The following is a 20,648-nucleotide window of genomic DNA, read 5'->3' as shown; positions in this document are numbered from 1 at the left end:
AACTGTCCCCTCCTGCTCTTATATCAATCAAAAAGAAAACAAAAAAATCCCGCCTCCAAGACGCTGACGTCTTGGGGACGAGATTGTATTTCGCGGTGCCACCCCGGTTCGCGGATCTATCGCTACATCCGCCTCTTCGGGTACGGCATGCACGCATGCTTATACCCTAGCTCTGTAACAGGAGCTCCTGTCGCACCATCCGAAGGAATGAGGACCCCTCTTCCAATGCGCCGCTCGGAGGCTTGCTTCAATGACGGGCGGCCTGCTCCTTCACAGCTGCCGGAGCTCTCTGCAAGGCTGCCCGTTCATCTACTCTTCTCTTCACCGCGTTTTCGTTCCGTTTTGATTTTGACCATATTAACATCATTTTCGGCCAATGTAAACCGCATTATGCATGCTTTAACCGGAAAGGGCGGGGATTAAATAACCTCCAGGCCATCGTTATCCGGCAGCGGTGGATGCGTGGTGTGCGGCTCGGATTGATACCAGAAAGCGACGGAGGCGATATCGTCCTGCAGCGGCAAATAGCGGCCGCCGGAACGCCAACCGAGCGCCTGGATCGTTACCTTCAAGTCCTGTTCAAACCGGATCGGGTCCATCACATGCCAGCGGTACATCCCGAATCGCTGCTGGCTCCGGTATAGGCCGTCCGGTCTGATTTGCTGGTGAAAGCCCAAATAGGCAGTGGAAAACGCACCGTACTGTCCCTGTGGATGCTCAAAATTCCAGGCGCCGCCAAAATAGTCTTCGGTCCCGGTGCCGCAAATCGTCGGGAAATCGCGGTCGCCGTCCATATAGAACTTGATCTCGCCTTCTCCCCACCACCCCGTGTTGTTCACCTGCCAGGCGATGTACGTGCCGACGTACTGTCCCCTCCCCTTCACGCCATCCAGAAGCACATGGTCCTGCTTGTACGGCAAGGGGTTGCTCCGGCGCCATTGCGCGTGAAAATAGGCCGCATCCTCCGGCACCTCGGTCAGCGTATAGGTGAACTGGTAATACAGCACGACGGGTTTGTCCATCCGGTTCTCTACCGTAACCCGGGCTTTCTTGCGAAACGGCATCACCCAATAGCTGTTCATCCCGCCGGCGGGATTGACTGCCACAGGCAGGGAGTTGACATTGCTCCGCTCGCACCATCCATTGCAGAAGAAGTCGCCGACAGGCACTTCTATGGAAGGATCCTGCTCATCATCCCAATAAAAGCGCAGAATCATATGACGCCAGCTGTCCGGAAAGCAGGTCAGCCAAATATGCTGTATGGCTCCGGGACCGTCGATTTCTGCGGCGGTAAACACCTCACCCGGTTTGATCTCCACCGATGGAGATATTTTCCATCCCTGACCCAAATCCCGCCCGGCATTCGCTCCGGTTCCCTGGGTGGCCATGCCGCCCTTTCCTTTAGCTCCCGTCACATTTTCCGCACTGATCGATCTCGTTTGTGCGGAGGACATCCGGAATAAATTACCCAGGCTCATATTCAGTCCGTTAAAAGGTTCCATACTCATCTCTCCTGTCATTGGTCAAATCGGATTTGCATTAAAGCGGTTACAAGTCATTCTACAGGCGTTTCCCCTCTTTATCGATGTTGGGACTTGTTATTTGTTATCCATTCTTGCTATTGTCAGAATAAAGAACCGCCGAGCCGCTGAAAGAGCGGAAACCCGGATACGGGACCAATAGTGGAGGGAGCTGTCAAAGCGTATGGACCGGCAACATCTGCTGCAAGCCTTGTCCCCCTACGTGCGAAGGGCGTGGCATCACAAAGTTGACCGTATGAAACTGGCGCCGCGGATCATTTTTGATTACGAACTGCTGTATGTTGAACAAGGCGAGCTCGATATCCGGATTGGCGGGGATTCACTGACTGTGTATCCAGGCGACCTGCTGCTGTTCAAGCCCGGTATTGAGCATGAATTTGTCCGTTCCAGGGGACCCTGCTGGATGCCCCATATCCATTTCGACGCCCTGTATTATGAAGACTACGAGGAGGTGCCGATCAACTTTAAGCTGCGGGCGGAATGCAGCCAACAAGAGCTTTCGTGGCTCCGGCCGGATTGGCTGGGTTCCGTGCTCGAAATCCCCCATCTGATCCGGGTACAGAACAATGCGGAAATTCATCAGGAGCTGATGCGGCTCATCCACGCCTACGAGCGCCGGGATGCCGAATTTCCGCTGCTTCAGAAATCACTCGTGCTGGATATTCTGTATTTGGTCATTAAGGGCCTGAAGGCGGCCGGACATGGCCGGCTCTCGCTGCATCAGGCCGCGATGGAGCGGGCGGTGACCCACATCATGGAGCATTACAATGGCATCATTCGGCTGGAGGACTTATCCAAAACGGCCTGCCTGAGCCTGTATCACTTCTCGCGCGTATTCAAGCAGACGTATGATGTGTCCCCGCACCAATTCCAGATCCGGTACCGGATGGAGCGGGCCAAGGAGCTGATGATGTACAGCCGGTTATCCTTGTCCGCGATCGCCGAGCAGGTTGGCTACAGCAGCATTTACGCTTTCAGTAAAGCGTTTAAGTCCGCCTGCGGCATCTCCCCGAAAAAATACATGAGCACCCATGCCTCCATGGGTGCTCCGGAAATCCATCATTAAGCCGCTGACACATAAACGCGCAGCAGCCTTTGATTTACTTTGCCGTTGTGGCAGCTTGAACCAGCTTGTCCAAAGCTCCGCTTCCGAGTTCCCCCAGCCTCCATACGGCCACACTTTATCCTTGAATTCGGCGGCGTCTTGAGCCAGCTTCCACTGAACGGACAGCGTCCGGTCTCGGTTACTTACGTTACCCGCTGCTTCAGCATTGTGCTCGATGTCCTTGAACTGTCCAGCATGTTTTCGTCCTAAAAAGGCTAATTACTTCCATACACGTCTAAGCTTAAACATTTCCTGAATATAACCCCATACCGAAACTGGACTCATAATCATTTGATATAACAATACATAAGCAATAAAACCTAAGTAGTTTTTCCGGATTTTCAAATCTAATGCTTTAAACACACGTTTCTGATACAAATATAAAATCAAATTAACCGCAAAGGTTAGTGGAAGAACCAGAACCGTCATAACACCGACAATATAATAGTAACCAAAAAAGGCTAGTATTAGGCCGGGTAACCAAACTAATGTATATACAGCATCTAAATATGGCATTACAAAATTGCAAAAAGTTAAATATCTTGTATACGGAGAGGGTTGGCTCCAAGGCTTCACAAGCTTCAAAGCTTCAATCATACCTCTAGCCCAGCGACTTCTTTGCCTAACGAAATGTTTGAAATTTTCTGGCACTTCTGTGAATGCAACCGCCGTAGGTTCAAAGTAAACTCTCCAATTGTTTGAAAGGAATCTCCAAGTTAGCACTATATCTTCCCCGATCGCATCTGGCCATCCTCCGACTTGCTTAACCGACTCTGTTCTGTACAACGAGAATGCTCCTTGTGCTACTAGTGTTCCTTGAAACAGCCCCTGTAATCTTTTGATACTGGCAATTCCTAAAAAGTAGTCCCACTCTTGAATTTTTGCCAAGAATTTCCCCCGACTGTTCCGAACCAAAACAGCACCAGCAACCGCGCATACATCGGTAGGTGAAGATAAAAACCGTGCTACTATATTTCTAAGTGCTGATTTGTGAAGAAGCGTATCTGCATCCAGTGTAAGCATTAATTCCGTTTCAACATGAGCAAGAGCGCTATTTAACGCAAAATTTTTCCCAGGTTTACTTTCGTGAATAACCGTAAGATTTATTCCGAACTCTTTTCCAGCAGCCTTAGCCACTTCAGCGGTTTGATCTGTAGAGTTATTATCGATTACAATGACATTGATTTCACCACTATAGTCCTGATTTGCAATGTACCGTAGCGTGTTTTTTATACCTGCTTCTTCATTGTAACAAGCTACTAATATTGATAAATGTTCTGATGGATCAGAATTTTTCGCTTTCGGCTGTTTATCTAATAAGAGGCTTGAAACCATAAAGGCGTTCATATATCCCGGGATATATGAAATACCGACAATAATCAAAATGGCAGCTGGTATTGTAATAAGTACACCGAGATCGCGGATCCACGGAATGGAGACGAATATTGATAGTATTACCCAAAGAGCAGCTAATCCATGGCTTAAATAAAATTTAGCTTTTACTGATACGTATCGTTTATATTTTTTTGGTGTAGGTGGTATATTGGTATTGGCAATTTTTGGATTGTTATGTTCAATGATCTTGCTCATTTTACTCTCCGTTTCTATTCTTTCACATTGTCAGAAAAGTAAGGCCTAGCGCCGCCTATGGCGACCAGCTAGTCCAAGGTAACAAAATGATAACCGGGTGCCGAAGCTTTTCGCAGCGATCAAATCCCGATTCATTCAAACTCCGGTTATCCGCTATTTAGCCTTCACGATCCCACCGTGGTTGATAAATTTCCGGATGTATTTCTTTTTTTGCTGAAGGGTCTCCCCCCTTCCTAATATGTAAAAACCAACTGTGGGTATAACTGCCTGCTGTCCAATCTTGACGCAACCATCTTGATCAGCGCTAATTGCCGGTTTAGCATTTCTACAAACTTCGAACCGCCCACCGTTGTTTGTGAATGAAATCGTCTGCCAATATGGATTTCCTTGTAGATACTTCCTTAGTCCATCCAGCACATGTCCACCCTGTTCTTTGCCAGAACCGCGAGCACCAGCCATCCGGCCGGTTTTCTGGGCGAGAAGTCTTTCATCACTTTCATAGATATCTCCTTTGACACACTCTTAAGTCCTACCAAAAGAATAACGTGTAACGCCTATTCAACAAATGACAAAAAGATGTCAATTTTTCGACATTCAAACTTTAATCCCAGGTCCCGGGCTGGATCGATTCGGACTGCCGGCATCTTCTCCATCGGTGAAATCCTTTAGAGCTCTCCGACTTCCGCTGCTCCAGCAGCAGTTTAACCCCTCTGATCAAATAACGGTAACGTAATTCATCCTCATGACTAAGCTTACGCATTTCTGTAAAATAACGTTCGAACATCCTAATAACCACTCCATTTATCTATGTGTATAGAGCTAACTTACTAGATTCAACTGTACAAATTCTGAACATGCCCATAAACCGGTCAAAATCAGCGATTTTACCTCATCTTACCGGAATCGATACATACACAAAAAAAGTGCTGCTGGAAAGTTCATCAAGAACCTTCCGGCAGCACGGATTCCATGCTTTATTTCTGCCCTTTTTTCGCCTGCTCCTCCATGTAATTGCGCATCCGCTTCATATATTCCGGCGCATCCATCGGGTCGGCGGCGATCATTTCAATGATGCAGAGCTTTCCGGCCCGCTCCTGATCCGCCTGAGCGAACGCCTGCTCAAGCTCCCCGTTTGTCCGCACCGTCGCCGTAAACGCCTCTCCGCCGAAGGCTTCGGCCAGCTTCGTGTACGACCAGCGCGGAATCTGGTTGTAGCGCTGATTCTCCGTCTTCACGTTCAAGTATTTTTCGATGGTGTATCCGTCATTATTCAGAACGAAAATGATCGGCTTGCAGCCGTAATACAGCATCGAGCTGATCTCCTGCGCAGTCAGCTGCAGCGAGCCGTCCCCCGTAAACAGCAGCACCCTGCGGTCCGGAGCGGCAATGCAGGCACCATAGGCTGACGGCGTGGCATAGCCGATCGACTGCCACCCTCCCTGCGTAATATACGTGACGTTCCGGGGCAGCCGAACATAAGCCATGCCGTTATAGAACGTTCCCGTCTCGGCGACGACGATGTCGCCTTCCTTCAGCATGCGCTGAATCCTTGGATAATAAGTCGAGGCGAGCAGCGGTGCTTCGGGTTCACCCGTAACTTGATCATACGGAAACGCCCCCTTGCCGGCGGCGCCGCTGCCTTTATAACCGATCTTTTGCAGCTCAAGCAGCATGTCGGCAGCCAGCACATTCGGGAATTCAGCCCCTCCCACCTTGATCATCTTGGGCTGAATATCGACGGTAACGAGCGGATTCAATTTGGCGGTGTACGTGCCCGTATTGCTGTCCGCCCACACCATCCCGACCGCGATGACGCAGTCGGCTTGTTCCACCGCCGTTTGTACTTCAGACGAACCAAACGAGCCGCCGTACACCCCGATATAGTTGGGGTGCGACTCATCGAAAGCACCTTTACCAAACATCATCGTCGCCACCGGAATATTCATGGCATCTGCCAACTGGCGCACCGCCGTTTGAAGTCCAAAACGCATCGCATTCACGTCAACCAGCAGAACCGGCTTGCGGGCCCGCTCAAGCAGCTGGCGCACCTGATCCGCCGCTGCTTGAAGAGTCGTCAGGTTGGACGACGGTTTTGGCGGTGTCGGTTCTCCCCTTGTCATGACCGGCTTCGAGACCAAGTCGTCGGCGATCACCAGATAGACCGGCTTTTTCTTCTCCCTGGCGATCCGGATAGCCGTCGGAATTTCGATCTCGGCATTCTCCGGCGTGACGACGGCCGAATAGGCCGTAATTGGCTCATACACCTTGCGAAAGACGTCAAAATTGCCGTCCATCAAGGTGTGGTGCATCAGCTTATGCTCCTTCTGATCCTTGTCCGGAGGGGATCCGACGATATGAATCAGCGGAATATGCTCGCTGTTCGCCCCGGCGATCGCGTTGCAGGCGCTGAGTTCACCGACGCCGAACGTCGTAATCAGCGCCGAAATACCTTTGATCCTGGCGTAAGCGTCCGCCGCGTATCCCGAGTTCAATTCATTTCTTCCATTGATAAATTCAATTCCGTTATACTTCTCCAGCGTATCGAGCAGGGTAAAATTATAGTCTCCGGGCACGCCGAAAATTTCGGTGATTCCCTCAAGCTTTAAGCAGTCAAACAAATACTGGCCGAGACTTTTCCCTGTGGTGCCAGATTTCTGATTGGTACTTCCCGTCGCCGTCATGTTACCCATTCTTCGCTCACTCCTTATCCATTTCTTGGGCTGTTTCTGTATAACATTACCCTTTCCGTGGACAGGTTATTCTACACGAGGATTCAAATCGCTTTACAGAATGGAACATAAGGAAGCTCTGTCGTTGATGCTGATGCTTTTTCATCTACAAAAAAAGACCTCGGCATATGTCGTATGCCTCGGTCTGCATTACAAGGTTGCGAATCCTCAGGTTATGCGTTGTTCTTCAGCGGGAGCCAGGCGAGCACGTCTTGAATTTTGGCGTCCCAATAGCCCCATTCATGGCTTCCCGGGCCCTCTTCGTATGTATAGTCCAGACCCGACTCCTTGCATGCTTCACGGAACATAACGTTGTCCTCGTACAAAAAGTCCTCGGTGCCGCAGCATTGATACAGCATCGGTTTCGGTCCTTCCGACTTCGTGCACTGCTCCATCAGCCAGAACAAGTCTTCCTCGCGGTTTTTTTCCGGCTTGTCGCCATAGATCAGCTTGTAGTCCGTGAAAAGGTCCATATTTTCCGGAACTTTGAGACCATTCATCGCACCTGACAATGAAGCGGCGGCCGCAAAGCTCTCCGGTTTGCTTAGCGCCCATTTGAACGCCCCGTAACCTCCCATGGACAGCCCTGCAACGAAATTGTCCTCCCTTTCCGCCGATAGCGGGAAGAAAGAGCGGGCAATGCTTGGCAGCTCCTCGCTGATGAACGTCCAGTACTTGTTCCCGTAAGCCATGTCCGTGTAGAAGCTGCGGTGGACCTGAGGCATAACGACCGCCAGTCCCGTCGATGCGACATAACGCTCGATCGACGTTCTGCGCAGCCAGATGGAATCGTCATCCGACAAACCGTGGAGCAGATACAGCGTCGGATGCTTGTCCGCAAATGTGTTATTCTGCATCCCGATCTGATGGCGGGTCTGCTGCGGAAGAATGACCGTCATGGAAGTACTGAGCTGCAGCACGTCCGAAAAAAAGTGACATTGAATCAAAGCCATGATATAAGTCCACCTCTCTATAATCGATCCATTGGATCGGCTGCCGTTTCTTCCCGCCTGCTCCATTGCCTGCTGCAAGCGGGTACCGGTTGTTCGGCCTCCATCATTATTGTAACGCGTCATGGCAAAAAGTTCATGATGATTTTTGGGTGTAACGAAGGTGTGATCGAGGCTATCTATTGTCCATGCTGCCCGCCAAGTTTGTCAGAAGCCGCATACCGGTTCGAATCTGCTCTTCATTGACAAAGCTGTAGCTGAGCCTGAACCAGGACCGCATTTCGCGCTTCGGGTCAAACACCGCGCCTGGAACGAACGAAACCGCCTCCGCGGTGGCGCGCTGCCATAACATGTCCACAGAAAGTTGATCCGGGAGCTTCACCCACAGGTTGAGACCGCCTTCAGGCACAGTCCACTGCCAGCCGGTGTCCCGGAGTGACTCGATCATCAGATCCCGCCGGATCTGAAGGGCAATCCGCAGCTTTTCCAGGTGATTCTGCATCCGCTCTGATCCGAAATAGTGCAGAAACAGCTTCTGATTGACGAGCGGCGAGCCGTTATCCGCAAGCGACTTCAAGGTTAACAGCGGCTGGATGACCGAGCTTCGGCCCACCACAGCACAGATCCGAAGACCTGGAGCTACGTATTTGCTGAAGCTGCTCAAATAGATAACCCATCCCTCCGTGTCATAGGTAAACAGTGGTAACGACGGAGGCTCTCCGAAATAAATGTCCCGAAACGTGTCGTCCTCAACGAGCAGGCACCGATATTTCTCGGCCAAGGCGACCAGCTCTTTCCGCTGACCGGCAGGGACCGAGTAGCCCGTTGGGTTATGAAAGGTCGGATTCATATAGAAAAAGCGGGGCTTGTGCCGCTTCATCATCTCCTCGACCTGGTCAAGGTCGTATCCGCCAGGCGAAATGTCGACGGGGAGAAAACGCGCCCCCTGAGCGCGAAAAATATCCAGTGCCGCGCTGTAAGTCGGACGCTCCACCATCACGGCGTCCAGCGGACGAATATAGAGCCGGGCTAACAGATCAATAGCCTGCTGCGCACCGGATGTAATGATCAACTCGTCCGCCGATATACTCACCTTGAGCCTTCCTGTCATGTAATCGCCCAGAAAATCCCTCAGCTCGGCATCCCCCTGCAAATCGGAATAAGTGCCGATCATTTTCGGATAGCGGTCAAACACCTCTTTGACATATTGGGACAGATACAAATTGGGCAGCAGATTGGGATCAATCAGCGCCTGCGAAAATTGATAAACGGAAGGCACGCGCTGAATGTCGGACATCTCGTTCCGATAGGTCCGGGCAGCAGCGGAGCTTTTTTCATAGGTTGGCAGTCCCGTGATTTCATGCATCGGAGCAACATAATACCCCGATTTTTCCTTTACGTAAGCCTTCCCCTCTTCCTTCAGCAGCTGGTAGGCGCGAAAAACGGTGAGCCGATGAACCTGCAGCTCCCCGGCCAGCATCCGGATCGAAGGAAGCTTGTCATGGGCTGCAAGTTCTCCCCGCTGAATCCTGGCGACAATATGATCGTAGACCTGCCGGTACAGCAGCGGATGATCCTTCTGTGTCGTCTGCAATTTCATTTTCCCTCCGGACATCAAATGGGTTGTAGACTCATTGTACTATAAACCCGCGTCCATCTGTTCTGTGATCATGCATCTGTTCTGTAAGCCTCCTTGTATGATGGGAAGACAACCAAAGGAGGATTTAGCATGATACTTGTCAACTACTTGCTAATGTGTCTTATTTTTGGCACCACGTTTCTGGCCATTAAAATCGGGGTGGACGCGTCCGCTCCGCCCTTTTTCTCGGCGGGACTGCGCTTTTTTGCGGCCGGCTTGGCGCTGTTTTTGTGGATGGTTTGGCGCAAAAAGTCCCGTTCCCGTCTTCTGCTGCGCAAAGAAATGCTGCTGAGCGGCATCCTGCTGACCTTCGGCACTTTTGCGCCGCTCTATTGGGCCGAGCAGCACGTTTCTTCCGGATCCGCCGCCGTCTTCTCGGCTACAGGTCCGCTGATCATTCTACTCATCCAAATGCTGGTCTTCAAAGCAAAGAGCACGACGAGGACCGTCGCCGGCTGCCTTCTAGGTTTCGCGGGCGTCCTGCTGCTGCTGCTCTCGGACATCTCTCCCTCCTCCGGAGGCGCCTGGATCATCGGCGGACTGGTCATCCTTGCCGGGGAAATCTGCTACGCCGCAGGAACGCTGTATTCACGAAAGGTGATCCAACGCTTCCCCGAAGCGTCGCCCATTGCGCTGAATGCGGCGCAGATGATGCATGGCGGATTCCTTCTGCTTGTGCTATCTCTGCTGACTGAGCCCATACATGCCGCAGGGCTGCCCGCCGGTGCCGCACTCGGTTCACTCGTTTATCTGATCGTTATGGGATCCATGGTCGCCCACAGTCTCTATTATTGGCTGGTTGCCAAGACGAATCCCGTTTTTCCGTCGACTTGGCTGTACATCTCGCCCATGATCGCCATGGCGGCAGGGGCCGTGCTGTATCATGAACGCATCACCTGGCTCTCAGTCGTCGGCATGATTACGATTATTGCCGGAACGCTGATCAGCAATCTGGACAGCATTCTGCGGGTGATCCGCAGGCCGGTACAACTGACGACAGACGTAACGACTGTCCGCGATTAGCAGCATTTTTTTATCCCCAGTAGAAATCAACATCTGGTAACTTCAGCAACCGTGGCAAACCGTGTGCAGATATGCAAATTTTTTTCTTCTTTTCGACCTATAACGTATATGTAAAAAAAAGGAACTATGGACCTCACTTGCACATCCAAATCGAACTATAATCGGAAGCGTCCGGGAATAATCGGCCATTTTACACATACACATGGTTGTCGTCGCCGAAATGTCGTATCTGTAACTTATTTGGGAAAAGGAGAGGAAAGATGATTCAAACCGTAAAATCGAAAACCGGAGCAGCTACGCTCATCATAGCGTTCATTTCCTTGCTCTTGACGGGGATTTGGAGTGGCACATCGGCTCATGCTGAAGCCGCCTCACCAATCAAAGTCGCCGTGGATACAAAGTGGGTCAACTTATCAGTGGACCCAGTGGTGGATGGGGGAACTACCCTGGTGCAAATGCGCCCGCTGTTCGAGTCGATGGGAATTTCCCTGAACTGGGACCCGCGTAATCAAACCATCACAGGCCAGAAAGATTCGCTGTCTTTTACCCTGCAGCTGAACAGCAAGGAAGCTACTGTGAACGGAAAAAAAGTATCCCTGGATAAACCCGCGCGGAGCGTCCGTGGAAACACGCTTGTACCTCTAAGATTTGTCGGCGAGGCGACTGGCGGATTTGTCGTATGGGATGCCAAAAATCGCGAAATCACAATATTTTCGGAACAAATGCTGAAACAGCTTGGACTGACCAAAGAACAGGCGGCGGAGATTCTTGCGCACGCAGGAGATACGACAGCAAAACCGCCGGCTGGCACGGAACCAACGGAAAACGACGGCGATGAATCAGCACCGGCCGTACCGGTACAGCTTGATAAGCTTCAAGGAATGTATGTTGGCATGCGCTTGGACCCAGGCGGTTATGAGTGCGGAGGAGCTTGCTGGGATTATTACACCTTCCTTTCAGGCAAAAAGGTTGTCATCGGCGAGCCGGCCACCGGCGGCCCGGAAACCATCGATTGCTCGAAGCTTTCATGCAGTGATTATTCCATTACCAATGGTAAGCTGGTTTTGGGTAACGGAACAACCCACACGATTCGGGTATCGTCCTTAGGAAACCTGTACATTGACGATGTGCTTCTCGAGAAAGTAACGCCGGTTGCGTCCAACCATAAACTAAGCGGCAGTTACGTGTATAGGGGTTATTCGGGAATGGCTGGAGTAAATTCGGCCTCCTCGGCATGGGAGGAACGATTGACCTTCCAAACCGACGGTACGTTCAAAGCCGACAACTTCACGCTTGGAACACAGGAGGCTGGTTCCGGAACAACCAATACCTCCGCGGGGTCTAGCGGAACGGGAACGTACAGCATTTCGGGCAATACGATTACCCTCAAGTTTTCTGGCGGTACAGTTGAACGTTACGTCTTTTTTATCCACTCCGGCAAAGATGGAAAACCAAATGTTCAGGATGTTCAAATCGGCAGCCGGAATTTCTTCGTTGATGCGGAATAAGCTCTATGCAGCTGTTTTTGCATAAAATCACACAATCAAAAACGGCCGATCAGGGTTTATCCTGGCCGGCCGTTTGCCGTCTAACGATATTTTGCGTTGAATCATCTCTTAAATTAAGCCCGCCTCCCGTAGAAATGATCGTACCACCTCGGTTTGGTAGTTGATCCGTATGTTCATGTCGAGGCTCCAGCACGTTTCAACGGTTACCGCTTTGGCCTTTAGCCGATCAGCCGCGGCTGTCCGGGAAGAGCCTTTCAGCTTGTGCATCCGGATATGAAAACGATGAGAACGGCGGACCACCCTCCCGTTCATATGCTTGATCACCCTCCGGACAGCGGGTACAGCCGGGCTACCTGAATCCGTAATCAACGTCTGTCCCAGCACGTCTGCGCTCGCGGACGACAGGCCGTTGGCTTCGTGAAGATCCAGGTACCAGGCAGGTTTATACTTTCGCATGATTTTATACAAAGCACGCGACATTTCATGCGTAGTGCGGCCTGACGGACCTCGCGGGAACGTCCGGTTCAAATCCGGCTTGCCCCGGATTCGTTTTTTGAAGGCAGGCCGGTTGGCAATAGGGACTACGATCAGCGTGCCCCGTTCAATCGTCCAATCGCCGTTTTTCAGCTGTCTAACCAGCTTCTGCGCAGCGCGAATGCTCCCCACTTCCCTGCCGTGAATGCCTGCCACGATCATGAAAACAGTACCAGGAGTATCACCGTCAAAAATGTGCATCGTTGTTTCAAACGAGGTTCCTTGGGCGAGTTTGCGACTTTCGTACAACATAGCCTTCACCACCTCCGATACGGTATCCTATGCTAGATTGATAGGAGGTGTACAGGCAGGAGTTGTCCGGAAGTTATGAATTTAGCTCCATTCCATTACGATCACCTTTTCAGCATCTTCATCAGCATTTCCGCCGACGGTGTTCCATACGGCTTCTCATCCGCTTCTTCGACGATCAAGGCGTTCACGATGTAAAAATACCAGTGAAGCAGCTCGCGAGGATCGCCTTCGGCAAACTCCCCGGCTTCCTGCCCCTGCACGAACAAAGGAATCAGCGGCTCGATCATGGCATCCGCCGAGTGCTCCTTCAGAATGTCTGCGGCGTCCTTGGGAATGGCGTCAAGGCTGCGGACGGCACGGAGAATGAGCATAAAAGCAAATTTGTTCTCGCTGAGCATATTTTCCGTCAGCGCTTGAATCTGCTCATATGGCGTGCCCGGCAGGCTCGGCACATTCCCCGTCTCTCTCCGCCCTTCCTCCATCAGCTCCTGGACGATGCTGGTAAACAGCTCATCCTTGGACGTGAAATAACGATAAATCAGCCCCTCGCTGACGCCGGCTTCCGCCGCGATCATGCTGGTCTTTGTTCCTGTAAAGCCGCTGCGGGCAAAAAGCTTTGTCGCGGCCTGCTTGATTTGACTTTTCCTCTCATCCCGGATATGGGCCAGCTGTTCCTTATTTAATGGCGACAATAGACTCCGAACTCCAATCTCTCAAAAAATAATGTATCCCTATTGTACCATGACGTTCCTTTTGGATCACCGTGCTTGCTTCATTTCCCCAGCCACCGCCAAGGGGAGGACTTTATTCTGCAGAAATGCGAAAAACTGTTGCGGCCGGGAAAAGCACGCCAAATGGCCGGCCTGATGGATGAGCACGAATTCTTTGTAAGGGGCATCAATGCGGCCGCAATACGCTTTGGCCGTTGCCGTCGGCGTAATAAAGTCCGAATCCCCTTGAACAATAAACACAGGCAGCTCGAAGCGATATCCGATCTTGTCAAAATCAAAATGGACCATGTCTTCATGAAGAGCTTCAGCGGAAAATTTCATACCTTTAAACATATCCGACATGTCCCTCATCGTGTGTTCCGGAGATGACAGCATCGAAGGCATGATCAAATCCGTGATCATGTTAGGCACACCACGTATTGCCTTCACCATAAGCCGGTTGCGTGTATCGACATCCCTGCTGTTCCAGGTAGAAGGATCGGTCCCCATACGCTCGAGCAGTTCGGCTCCCTTCTTGCTGCCCGTAGTTCGGAATGCCTCCAGCAGCAATCGATGCCCGACGTGTTCGGGATCGGGAGCGTTCTGATCCGTCCCTACATAAGCGTGGTATAAATCCGGACGGTGCGCAGCCATCATGATGCCGGTAAGGCTGCCGACCGAACTGCCAACCAGAATTAGCTTTGTCTGCTGGAGCTTGCCGCATAGATATTCGGATAACTCGATCCCGTCCTCCACCAATCGGTCGAAGGTCAACAATCCGCTGCCTTGTTTGCCATTGCGCCGGAAGGTCTTCCCCGCACCCCGCTGATCCCACTGCACGATCGTAAAATCCTTTTCCCAGGAACGCAGCAGTGGACTGAAGATGGAGTACACCGATCCCGGCCCTCCATGAATAAACAGCAGTATCGGATTGCGCCGGTTTTCTCCCCGGATGGTCACCCATTGTTCAATCCCGCCAATACGCACAAAGCCGGATTCAGCGATTCCTTCGGAAGCTGTTATACGAAGCAGCCTCGCATTTTTTTGTTGATTTCTTTTCCGCATCACGATTTGAACCAAAGCATTGCTCATATGAATTCCCCGCTTTCGTTTTATAATGAGTGAGTAACTCACTCATCTTTAATCATAAAGATAATGGATTCCCGGATCCATTGTCAATAGGTATATGAAATATTATCCTTGATGAAATGCCAAAAGCGGCCAACGCCATTTCGCGTCGACCGCTTTTATTATTGTCATTGGTTTACGGCTTTTTCGGCAGATGATTCGCCTCCCGAATGAGGGAGAAGTATTGATCCGCCAGCACCGGCTGGTATTCCGGTCCGAGCGAATCCGTCAGCTTCACCACATCGGTCGGCGTCATATTCCAGGCCAGCAGCCCGAGGGATACGAACAACGGAGATTTGCCATCCCACTTTGCTTTGGCGTCCGCCAGAATCTTTTGTCCGTCCTGTACGGTACTAATGCCCTGGATCGTCGATACCGGCAGGTTTCCATTCAGGATCTCCACGCCGAAATGATCTTCCCAGCTCAGGAGCAGTCCGTTTGGACGATAATTGTCCTCATAAGCTTTGACGACCGAGTCGCTGAGCGGAACGTTTTGGTTCGCAACGCGGTTCAGTACGTAGGGTACGGTCATTCCGGTCTTTTTCAGGTAGGAGGACGTCTTCTTTAGGAATGCAGGCAGCGTATTCTCCGGCCAAGCGTTCGGGTAGAAGTACCCGCCGCCGGAAGGTCCGGCGATCAGCTGGTCATTCGCCGTTGCCGTGCTTCTGTAGTAGTTCAGCATAGCCGGTGCCCCGTCGTACAGCATCGGACTGGACGTCCAGTTGATCGGCACTTTGCCGCGGTTCGGATCATCCCACAAATTGCGCATCCGGTGCTGGTTATACTGGAAGTTGTCGCCTTCGCTGAAGGTGTACGTCACATAAATTTTATTTTCGAGCTTTGGTGTCTTGACCTTGTCGGACGGAAGCGGCCCTTGGCCTTTGTTCTCCGTACCGGAAAATACGGTCAGATTACTGAACCAGTCGGCAGCAAGAACGTAGATGCTGTGGTTCGATAACAGCTCTACCCCGTTGAACTCGCCTTCAGTATCGTTGCTAAACCAGCCGAGGTATGGTGTTCCTGCAGGAACATCGGCAAGGATCTTATCAAACAATGCCTTTTGCTCAGGCGTATTGGTGCCCAGCCAGAATACCATCGCCTTGTTGGCGACCGCATAATCGCGGAGATAGCCGTACGGCTCTTTCTGTTCCGATGAAGGCGGAGCTTCGTTGCCCGCAAGCACCTTAAATTGGTTCCACATGTCCACCGAAGCGGTCAACGACTTCGTACCAGCAGGTACTTTAAATTCGTAGACAAAGTACCGCCCGTTGTCTGCGAACCGGTGTCCACCGCTTCCCTCGGAAAGCTGCGAGCTTTGAGCGTCGTACAGGAACGGCTTCTCATCGTCGGTTCCGGGCACGAACTGGGCGATCGTCTGGCCATCAGCCTTCACGGTCACTTCATGAACGGCCGATCCCCATCCGTCCTGCTGGAACGCATCCTCAAAGCGGAGGTATACCGCATCCGTACCCAGGAAAGACGTCAAATCCAGGTCATAGATCTTGCGGTTCTTCGCATCCCGCTCCTGCGTCTTCTCTTCAGCCACCACTTTGAACGACTGCGGGAGTCCCGGAGGCAGCTTCACCGACACATCCGGGCTCAGCCCGATCAGCATCCGGTGCGTCGTCTGCTTCCACAAATTTTCGTACTGCCAGGTGTAGGCATCCAATTTATCCTTAAACTTGCCCTGCAAATCATCGAGCACTTTCAAGCCGTAAGGAGCTGCGGTCAGCTTGGCGCTGAGCTCCGGGCTGGCGACCACCGCATCCTTCAGCCCGGCAAGCGTTGTCGCCACATTAATGCTGTCCGGCACTTTCGGATCATAGACGATGATTCCCTTCACTTCTTTTTTAAAATCGCTTACCAGTTCCCAAGGATCGTCATGCACCGTATAAGGCACCTTGAGATCGTTCAGCCAAGTCATTTTGCCTTCTTCCTGGCTCTCCAGCAAATAAATTCGAGGCTGGTTTCGGTTGACGATGCCCTGGAGGGTCGCCAGCATGATCTTGACGTCTCCGGGGGCGTCATAAACGTCCGCAACGTCCAGATGCTTCACCTTAGCAAAGCTTGGAAGCGCTTGCGATTCCGGCCATTTGATGCCGCTGGATGAGGATGAGGGGTTTGCCGCCGGTTCGGCGGACGCGCCCATGGAGATGGACAGTGCACAGACCGCAGCGAGACAAACCGTGGTGAACTTTCGAAGCATGAACAATACACCTCAACTTTACGCTGATTTGGTTGGCAATTGAAAGAAACACCCTACTCCCGGCCCGTATTCGAAACCTCGCCATGCTGAACGCCGAACGGAATCGAGGTTCTCCATTGCTGTTATACAATCTATATTTAATATATCTAATATTGCTTTACAAGGCTTTCGACAAAAATAGTTAAAAAATTAGTACTCGTGGAGCATCCACTTAGTCCATTATTCCGAATAAACGGACAGAAAAAGATATGTCATTTTCATACCAAAAAGCCTCAGGTCACGGATGATCCTGAGACTTTTGCTTCGCACTCTTTACTTGATCGTCAATCGTCCAAGACGATTGCATTCTTCGGCAAACCACACCGTGCCGTCCGCGGCCACAGTGATGCCATGCGGTTCCGACCCCTGTGTCGGAATGTCATATTCGGTCAGTTTACCGTCCACGGTGATGCGGCCGATCCGGTTCGCACCCCATTCCGTGAACCAAAGGTCCTGGCCGATTCCGGACGTGATCGCGTGAGGCTTCGCCCCTTCGGTAGACAGCGAATACTCGCTTATCTCACCGTCCGTCGTGATTCTGCCGACCCGATTCCCGGCGATCTCCACAAACCACAGCGCGCCGTCTGGGCCCGCCGTAATCCCCACCGGTGCGGAACCTGGCGTTGGAAGCGCATAGTGAGTCACTGAACCGTCTGTGTCGATGGTGCCGATCCGATTCCCTTGGTTTTCCGTAAACCACAGCTTCCCGTCACTGCCTGTGGTGATGAACGATGGAAAAGCACCCTCATGAGGAAGCTTGTACTCGGTCACTTCACCCCCAGAGCTGAGCCTGCCGATCCGGCCGGTCATCATCTCGGTGAACCAGATCGCCCCGTCAGGCCCTTCAGCGAGACCAAACGGCGCACAGCCCGGGTCGGGCAGCTTATACTCCTTGAACGCTCCACCTGGCGTCATCCGGCCGATTTGCCCGGCATGATATTCATTAAACCAAAGATCCCCGTTTCGGTCGCACAGGATCGACATCACCCCCGCATTGGGTGTCGGCACGTCAAACGCGGTAAACTCGCCATGCTCATTCCGGGCTCCGATCCGGTTCCTTTTCTGCTCCGTAAACCACACAGTCCCATCTCTGCCGGCCGCAATACCGTACGGCCCCGAGTCCGGCAAAGGCAAGGCGAATTCCACCAATTCAATTCTCATTTGACATGCCTCCTTCCTGCAGCATTGGCTTGCCCATCTGCCGCAGCAGATCCATGTCGCCGCTGGCAATGGCGCCCATGAACCGCTCGATTTCTTCGATGTCGTGATCCCACCAGCGGATCTCCAGCAGCTCGGCGATCACCTCGGGTGCGTAGCGCTTGTGGATTTCCTTCGCCGGGTTGCCGCCGACGATGGTGTAAGGCTCGACGTCCCTTGTCACAACGGCTTCGGCCGCGATGATCGCTCCGTTGCCAATCTTCACGCCTGGCAGGATCGTTGCCCTTCGTCCGATCCAGACGTCGTTTCCCACAATGGTATCCCCCTTGATCGGGAGCTGATCCAGTGTTGGCGTGTGGGCTTCCCAGCCGTTTCCGAAAATATTAAAAGGAAACGTAGAGCCGTCCATCCGATGGCTGCCTCCATCCATCATAAAACGCGCCTCACCGGCAATCGAGCAAAACTTGCCGATCATTAGCTTGGTTCCGAGAAATTCGTAATGATATAGCACCTGATCTTCAAACGACTCTCCATTGATCGCATAGTAGTAAGAATAATCTCCCGCGATCAGGTTCGGCATCGTGATCACGTTTTTGATAAACTGCATATTGTTATCCCCGGGTATCGGATACTTCGCGTTCGGATTAGGACCTGGCATGCAAGTCACTCCTTTCGATTGTTCAGCAGATTGGATAGCGTGTTCGGTCGCCTCATTGCCACACAAAAAAGCCCCCTGTCCCGATGTTCAGGACAGGAGGCTGTATACGCATGGAAATCCGCTGAATCCTCTCGTCAAGAGGGTGCGCCATGATCCCGCATTTAAGAAGCACATGCCCAACCAGCATGACTACTTAAAAAAGCCCGCACGAATCCTATCCTAAACATCGTTTCAAACGATTGTTTTGTGTGGATAGGATTAGTAGATCATTGGCCTAAGGTCACCCTTTCATGACTTGAATGCCCTTAATCTACCATATCGCAGTCACATGTTCAACCCTTTTTCCATAAAGCGCTGCACGATTGCAGTTTAAGTTTTGGCTATGTACACCACATCAGGCTCGACGTTCCGCGGCTGCTCGATGCGAATTTCTTCCACGCCGGCAAAACGGGACTCGAGGAGCGCCTTAAATGCCGGAGACGCCGAAGCACTCCAGAAAGACATGACGCCTCCGGGATTCAGCAGGCGGGTAAGCGCCTTAAGTCCCTCCGGAGAGTACAAGCTTTCGTTGTTCTGAAACACCGTCCAATCCGGCCCGTTATCGATGTCAAAACATAGCGCATCGAACGTCTCGTCGGTCTCGGATATCCATTTCAGCAGGTCGGCGCATACGACCCTCGTCTTTGGGTGGGACAGCGCGTTTCCGGAAAATGGCGCTAAATAAGTCCGGTTCCAGGTGATGACCTGGTCTTCGATTTCCACGACAGTGACTTGACCGGTTTGCGGATGATGCACCGCCTCTCCCAAAGAATAGCCGACACCTAAGCCTCCGATCAGCAGAGTCATCCCGTCTTTGGCGCAGGCATCGATGGCCGAACGGACAAGCCTTTTTTCCGACTCGCCGTTATAGGTGGCCATGAGAAACGTACCGTTACTGATCAATTCGTATTCGCAGCCCCGGCGCTGGAGCTGAATTTCGCCGCGCGGGGTATCGCAGCGTTCCACAACTTCCAATGGGTCTACTAGCACGTAACCGCCTCCCTAGAGATACTCCCATTTCTCCCACATTTCCACCGGATTCAACTCATAGATTTCTTTTTCACGATACAGGTAGTGATGCATAATGAATTCCCTGCGGATCGTGGCAAAATCGGGATGATACGTTTTAATGAACTCGTTGATTTCCTTCTCCGTATATTTTCGTCCCATATCCAGGTTTCGCACCATAAACTCAAGCACAATCAGCTTTTTCTTGAGCTGTGCCGGGATGTTCTTCAGCCGGCCGTCATCCATGATGAAGCTTTTGAGCACGGTGTCCCGAAGCTTCTCGTTCTTAGCGGACAACTGCGGCCCGGGCTGATCCTCCTGGGGCTCATAATTGCGGATCAGCTTCAGCAGCTGTCCTTCCGTACGCTCGATCATGTCCTGCGAAATCCGGTAGTACGACACGTTCTTTTCCCGGCGCTCCATGACAACCCCGACTTCCTTTAATTTGGCGATATGATGCGTGATCGTCGCAGGGGTGACACCCAGCTTCTCCGCAAGGGTCATTCCGTTGATTTCTTCTTGAGACAGGAGCACCAGAATCCGAATCCGGTTCCGGTCGGCTAAAGCCTTATAATAATTGACCAGTTTATCGAGCTGCAGAAAAACCACCCTTTATATGCGTATTAAATTTAATGTTTATTAAATATAAGGATAATCAATATTTTCGCTTCCGTCAAGAAAAGCGCTGGGGAAGCTCCTCTGTCCATAAAGCTTGCAACGGTTATTTATCAGGATCGGGCTATTGCTGGAAAAGGTACCTTCCAGAAAAAAAGACCCCCTATCGGGAGTTTGGTCATTGTGAAAATATGCTGTGTTGAAAAAAATCTAGTT

The 20,648-nt window shown here is 51.7% G+C and carries 18 protein-coding genes and 1 other annotated feature; of the genes, 3 read left to right on the top strand and 15 right to left on the bottom strand.

Translation table 11 applies throughout. From position 1 onward, the window contains the following. Positions 1–70: 70 nt before the first annotated feature. Positions 71–334, bottom strand: a binding site (T-box leader). Positions 335–419: 85 nt separating this feature from the next. Further along, a complete protein-coding gene (locus BCV73_RS09940; protein ID WP_089546962.1) occupies positions 420–1,502 on the bottom strand; it encodes a glycoside hydrolase family 172 protein in 1,083 nt (360 codons plus the stop codon). 202 nt (positions 1,503–1,704) lie between these two features. On the opposite strand from BCV73_RS09940, the gene BCV73_RS09935 reads away from it, so the two are divergent. Then, positions 1,705–2,607, top strand: a complete 903-nt coding sequence (locus tag BCV73_RS09935; protein WP_089546961.1) for a helix-turn-helix transcriptional regulator — start codon at positions 1,705–1,707, stop codon at positions 2,605–2,607. A gap of 258 nt (positions 2,608–2,865) precedes the next feature. On the opposite strand, the gene BCV73_RS09930 is transcribed toward BCV73_RS09935, so the two are convergent. The 6 genes from BCV73_RS09930 to BCV73_RS09905 form a co-directional block, all read right to left on the bottom strand. Further along, positions 2,866–4,236, bottom strand: a complete 1,371-nt coding sequence (locus BCV73_RS09930) for a glycosyltransferase family 2 protein (protein WP_089546960.1) — start codon at positions 4,234–4,236, stop codon at positions 2,866–2,868. Positions 4,237–4,389: 153 nt separating this feature from the next. Next, positions 4,390–4,695 carry a hypothetical protein gene (locus tag BCV73_RS35400; RefSeq protein ID WP_089546959.1) on the bottom strand — a complete coding sequence of 102 codons (306 nt, stop codon included), beginning with the start codon at positions 4,693–4,695 and terminating at the stop codon, positions 4,390–4,392. 142 nt (positions 4,696–4,837) lie between these two features. Then, on the bottom strand, positions 4,838–4,996 hold the full coding sequence (locus BCV73_RS09920; protein ID WP_256992800.1) for a hypothetical protein: 159 nt from the start codon (positions 4,994–4,996) through the stop codon (positions 4,838–4,840). A gap of 214 nt (positions 4,997–5,210) precedes the next feature. After that, the gene (locus BCV73_RS09915; RefSeq protein WP_089546958.1) at positions 5,211–6,926 is read right to left on the bottom strand and encodes an alpha-keto acid decarboxylase family protein; all 1,716 of its coding nucleotides are present in this window, start codon (positions 6,924–6,926) and stop codon (positions 5,211–5,213) included. 212 nt (positions 6,927–7,138) lie between these two features. Next, positions 7,139–7,918, bottom strand: coding sequence for an alpha/beta hydrolase (locus BCV73_RS09910; protein WP_089546957.1), 780 nt, complete (start codon positions 7,916–7,918; stop codon positions 7,139–7,141). A gap of 172 nt (positions 7,919–8,090) precedes the next feature. Further along, a complete protein-coding gene (locus BCV73_RS09905) occupies positions 8,091–9,515 on the bottom strand; it encodes an aminotransferase-like domain-containing protein (protein WP_089546956.1) in 1,425 nt (474 codons plus the stop codon). A gap of 129 nt (positions 9,516–9,644) precedes the next feature. On the opposite strand from BCV73_RS09905, the gene BCV73_RS09900 reads away from it, so the two are divergent. Together BCV73_RS09900 and BCV73_RS09895 are read left to right on the top strand one after the other, a co-directional pair. Further along, a complete protein-coding gene (locus BCV73_RS09900) occupies positions 9,645–10,577 on the top strand; it encodes a DMT family transporter (protein WP_089546955.1) in 933 nt (310 codons plus the stop codon). Between the two features lie 260 nt (positions 10,578–10,837). Beyond that, positions 10,838–12,085 carry a stalk domain-containing protein gene (locus tag BCV73_RS09895; protein ID WP_089546954.1) on the top strand — a complete coding sequence of 416 codons (1,248 nt, stop codon included), beginning with the start codon at positions 10,838–10,840 and terminating at the stop codon, positions 12,083–12,085. 108 nt (positions 12,086–12,193) lie between these two features. Here the strand turns inward: BCV73_RS09895 and BCV73_RS09890 are convergent, their stop codons facing one another. The 8 genes from BCV73_RS09890 to BCV73_RS09855 form a co-directional block, all read right to left on the bottom strand. Next, a complete protein-coding gene (locus BCV73_RS09890) occupies positions 12,194–12,871 on the bottom strand; it encodes a M14 family metallopeptidase (RefSeq protein ID WP_089546953.1) in 678 nt (225 codons plus the stop codon). Positions 12,872–12,972: 101 nt separating this feature from the next. Continuing rightward, positions 12,973–13,563 (bottom strand): TetR/AcrR family transcriptional regulator, encoded by a 591-nt coding sequence (locus BCV73_RS09885; RefSeq protein WP_089546952.1) that lies wholly within the window; start codon positions 13,561–13,563, stop codon positions 12,973–12,975. A gap of 66 nt (positions 13,564–13,629) precedes the next feature. Continuing rightward, positions 13,630–14,673 (bottom strand): alpha/beta fold hydrolase, encoded by a 1,044-nt coding sequence (locus tag BCV73_RS09880; RefSeq protein WP_256992799.1) that lies wholly within the window; start codon positions 14,671–14,673, stop codon positions 13,630–13,632. A 172-nt stretch (positions 14,674–14,845) separates the two neighbouring features. Further along, positions 14,846–16,915, bottom strand: coding sequence for a GxGYxYP domain-containing protein (locus tag BCV73_RS09875; RefSeq protein WP_089546951.1), 2,070 nt, complete (start codon positions 16,913–16,915; stop codon positions 14,846–14,848). A gap of 312 nt (positions 16,916–17,227) precedes the next feature. Further along, positions 17,228–18,115: a Vgb family protein gene (locus BCV73_RS09870; protein ID WP_089546950.1), complete on the bottom strand. Its 888-nt coding sequence runs from the start codon at positions 18,113–18,115 to the stop codon at positions 17,228–17,230. Next, on the bottom strand, positions 18,105–18,770 hold the full coding sequence (locus BCV73_RS09865; RefSeq protein WP_089546949.1) for a Vat family streptogramin A O-acetyltransferase: 666 nt from the start codon (positions 18,768–18,770) through the stop codon (positions 18,105–18,107). The genes BCV73_RS09870 and BCV73_RS09865 overlap by 11 nt, the downstream gene beginning before the upstream one ends. Positions 18,771–19,139: 369 nt before the next feature. Next, a complete protein-coding gene (locus BCV73_RS09860; protein ID WP_244169170.1) occupies positions 19,140–19,799 on the bottom strand; it encodes a spermidine synthase in 660 nt (219 codons plus the stop codon). Between the two features lie 12 nt (positions 19,800–19,811). Then, complete coding sequence (locus tag BCV73_RS09855) at positions 19,812–20,417, bottom strand: DUF2087 domain-containing protein (protein ID WP_076169394.1); 606 nt, start codon at positions 20,415–20,417, stop codon at positions 19,812–19,814. Between the last annotated feature and the right edge of the window lie 231 nt (positions 20,418–20,648).

Origin of the sequence: Paenibacillus sp. SSG-1, from assembly GCF_002224835.1 — a bacterium.
Lineage (GTDB): Bacteria > Bacillota > Bacilli > Paenibacillales > Paenibacillaceae > Paenibacillus_AQ > Paenibacillus_AQ favisporus.
This window is presented reverse-complemented; position numbering and strand designations above follow the sequence as displayed.

Excerpts from the sequence above, each read along its gene's own strand:
- BCV73_RS35400 (WP_089546959.1), bottom strand. The coding sequence starts at position 4,695 with ATGGCTGGTGCTCGCGGTTCTGGCAAAGAACAGGGTGGACATGTGCTG.
- BCV73_RS09900 (WP_089546955.1), top strand. The coding sequence starts at position 9,645 with ATGATACTTGTCAACTACTTGCTAATGTGTCTTATTTTTGGCACCACG.
- BCV73_RS09905 (WP_089546956.1), bottom strand. The coding sequence starts at position 9,515 with ATGAAATTGCAGACGACACAGAAGGATCATCCGCTGCTGTACCGGCAG.
- BCV73_RS09930 (WP_089546960.1), bottom strand. The coding sequence starts at position 4,236 with ATGAGCAAGATCATTGAACATAACAATCCAAAAATTGCCAATACCAAT.
- BCV73_RS09870 (WP_089546950.1), bottom strand. The coding sequence starts at position 18,115 with ATGAGAATTGAATTGGTGGAATTCGCCTTGCCTTTGCCGGACTCGGGG.
- BCV73_RS09890 (WP_089546953.1), bottom strand. The coding sequence starts at position 12,871 with ATGTTGTACGAAAGTCGCAAACTCGCCCAAGGAACCTCGTTTGAAACA.
- BCV73_RS09935 (WP_089546961.1), top strand. The coding sequence starts at position 1,705 with ATGGACCGGCAACATCTGCTGCAAGCCTTGTCCCCCTACGTGCGAAGG.
- BCV73_RS09910 (WP_089546957.1), bottom strand. The coding sequence starts at position 7,918 with ATGGCTTTGATTCAATGTCACTTTTTTTCGGACGTGCTGCAGCTCAGT.
- BCV73_RS09920 (WP_256992800.1), bottom strand. The coding sequence starts at position 4,996 with ATGCGTAAGCTTAGTCATGAGGATGAATTACGTTACCGTTATTTGATC.
- BCV73_RS09865 (WP_089546949.1), bottom strand. The coding sequence starts at position 18,770 with ATGCCAGGTCCTAATCCGAACGCGAAGTATCCGATACCCGGGGATAAC.
- BCV73_RS09940 (WP_089546962.1), bottom strand. The coding sequence starts at position 1,502 with ATGGAACCTTTTAACGGACTGAATATGAGCCTGGGTAATTTATTCCGG.
- BCV73_RS09880 (WP_256992799.1), bottom strand. The coding sequence starts at position 14,673 with ATGAGCAATGCTTTGGTTCAAATCGTGATGCGGAAAAGAAATCAACAA.
- BCV73_RS09895 (WP_089546954.1), top strand. The coding sequence starts at position 10,838 with ATGATTCAAACCGTAAAATCGAAAACCGGAGCAGCTACGCTCATCATA.
- BCV73_RS09875 (WP_089546951.1), bottom strand. The coding sequence starts at position 16,915 with ATGCTTCGAAAGTTCACCACGGTTTGTCTCGCTGCGGTCTGTGCACTG.
- BCV73_RS09915 (WP_089546958.1), bottom strand. The coding sequence starts at position 6,926 with ATGGGTAACATGACGGCGACGGGAAGTACCAATCAGAAATCTGGCACC.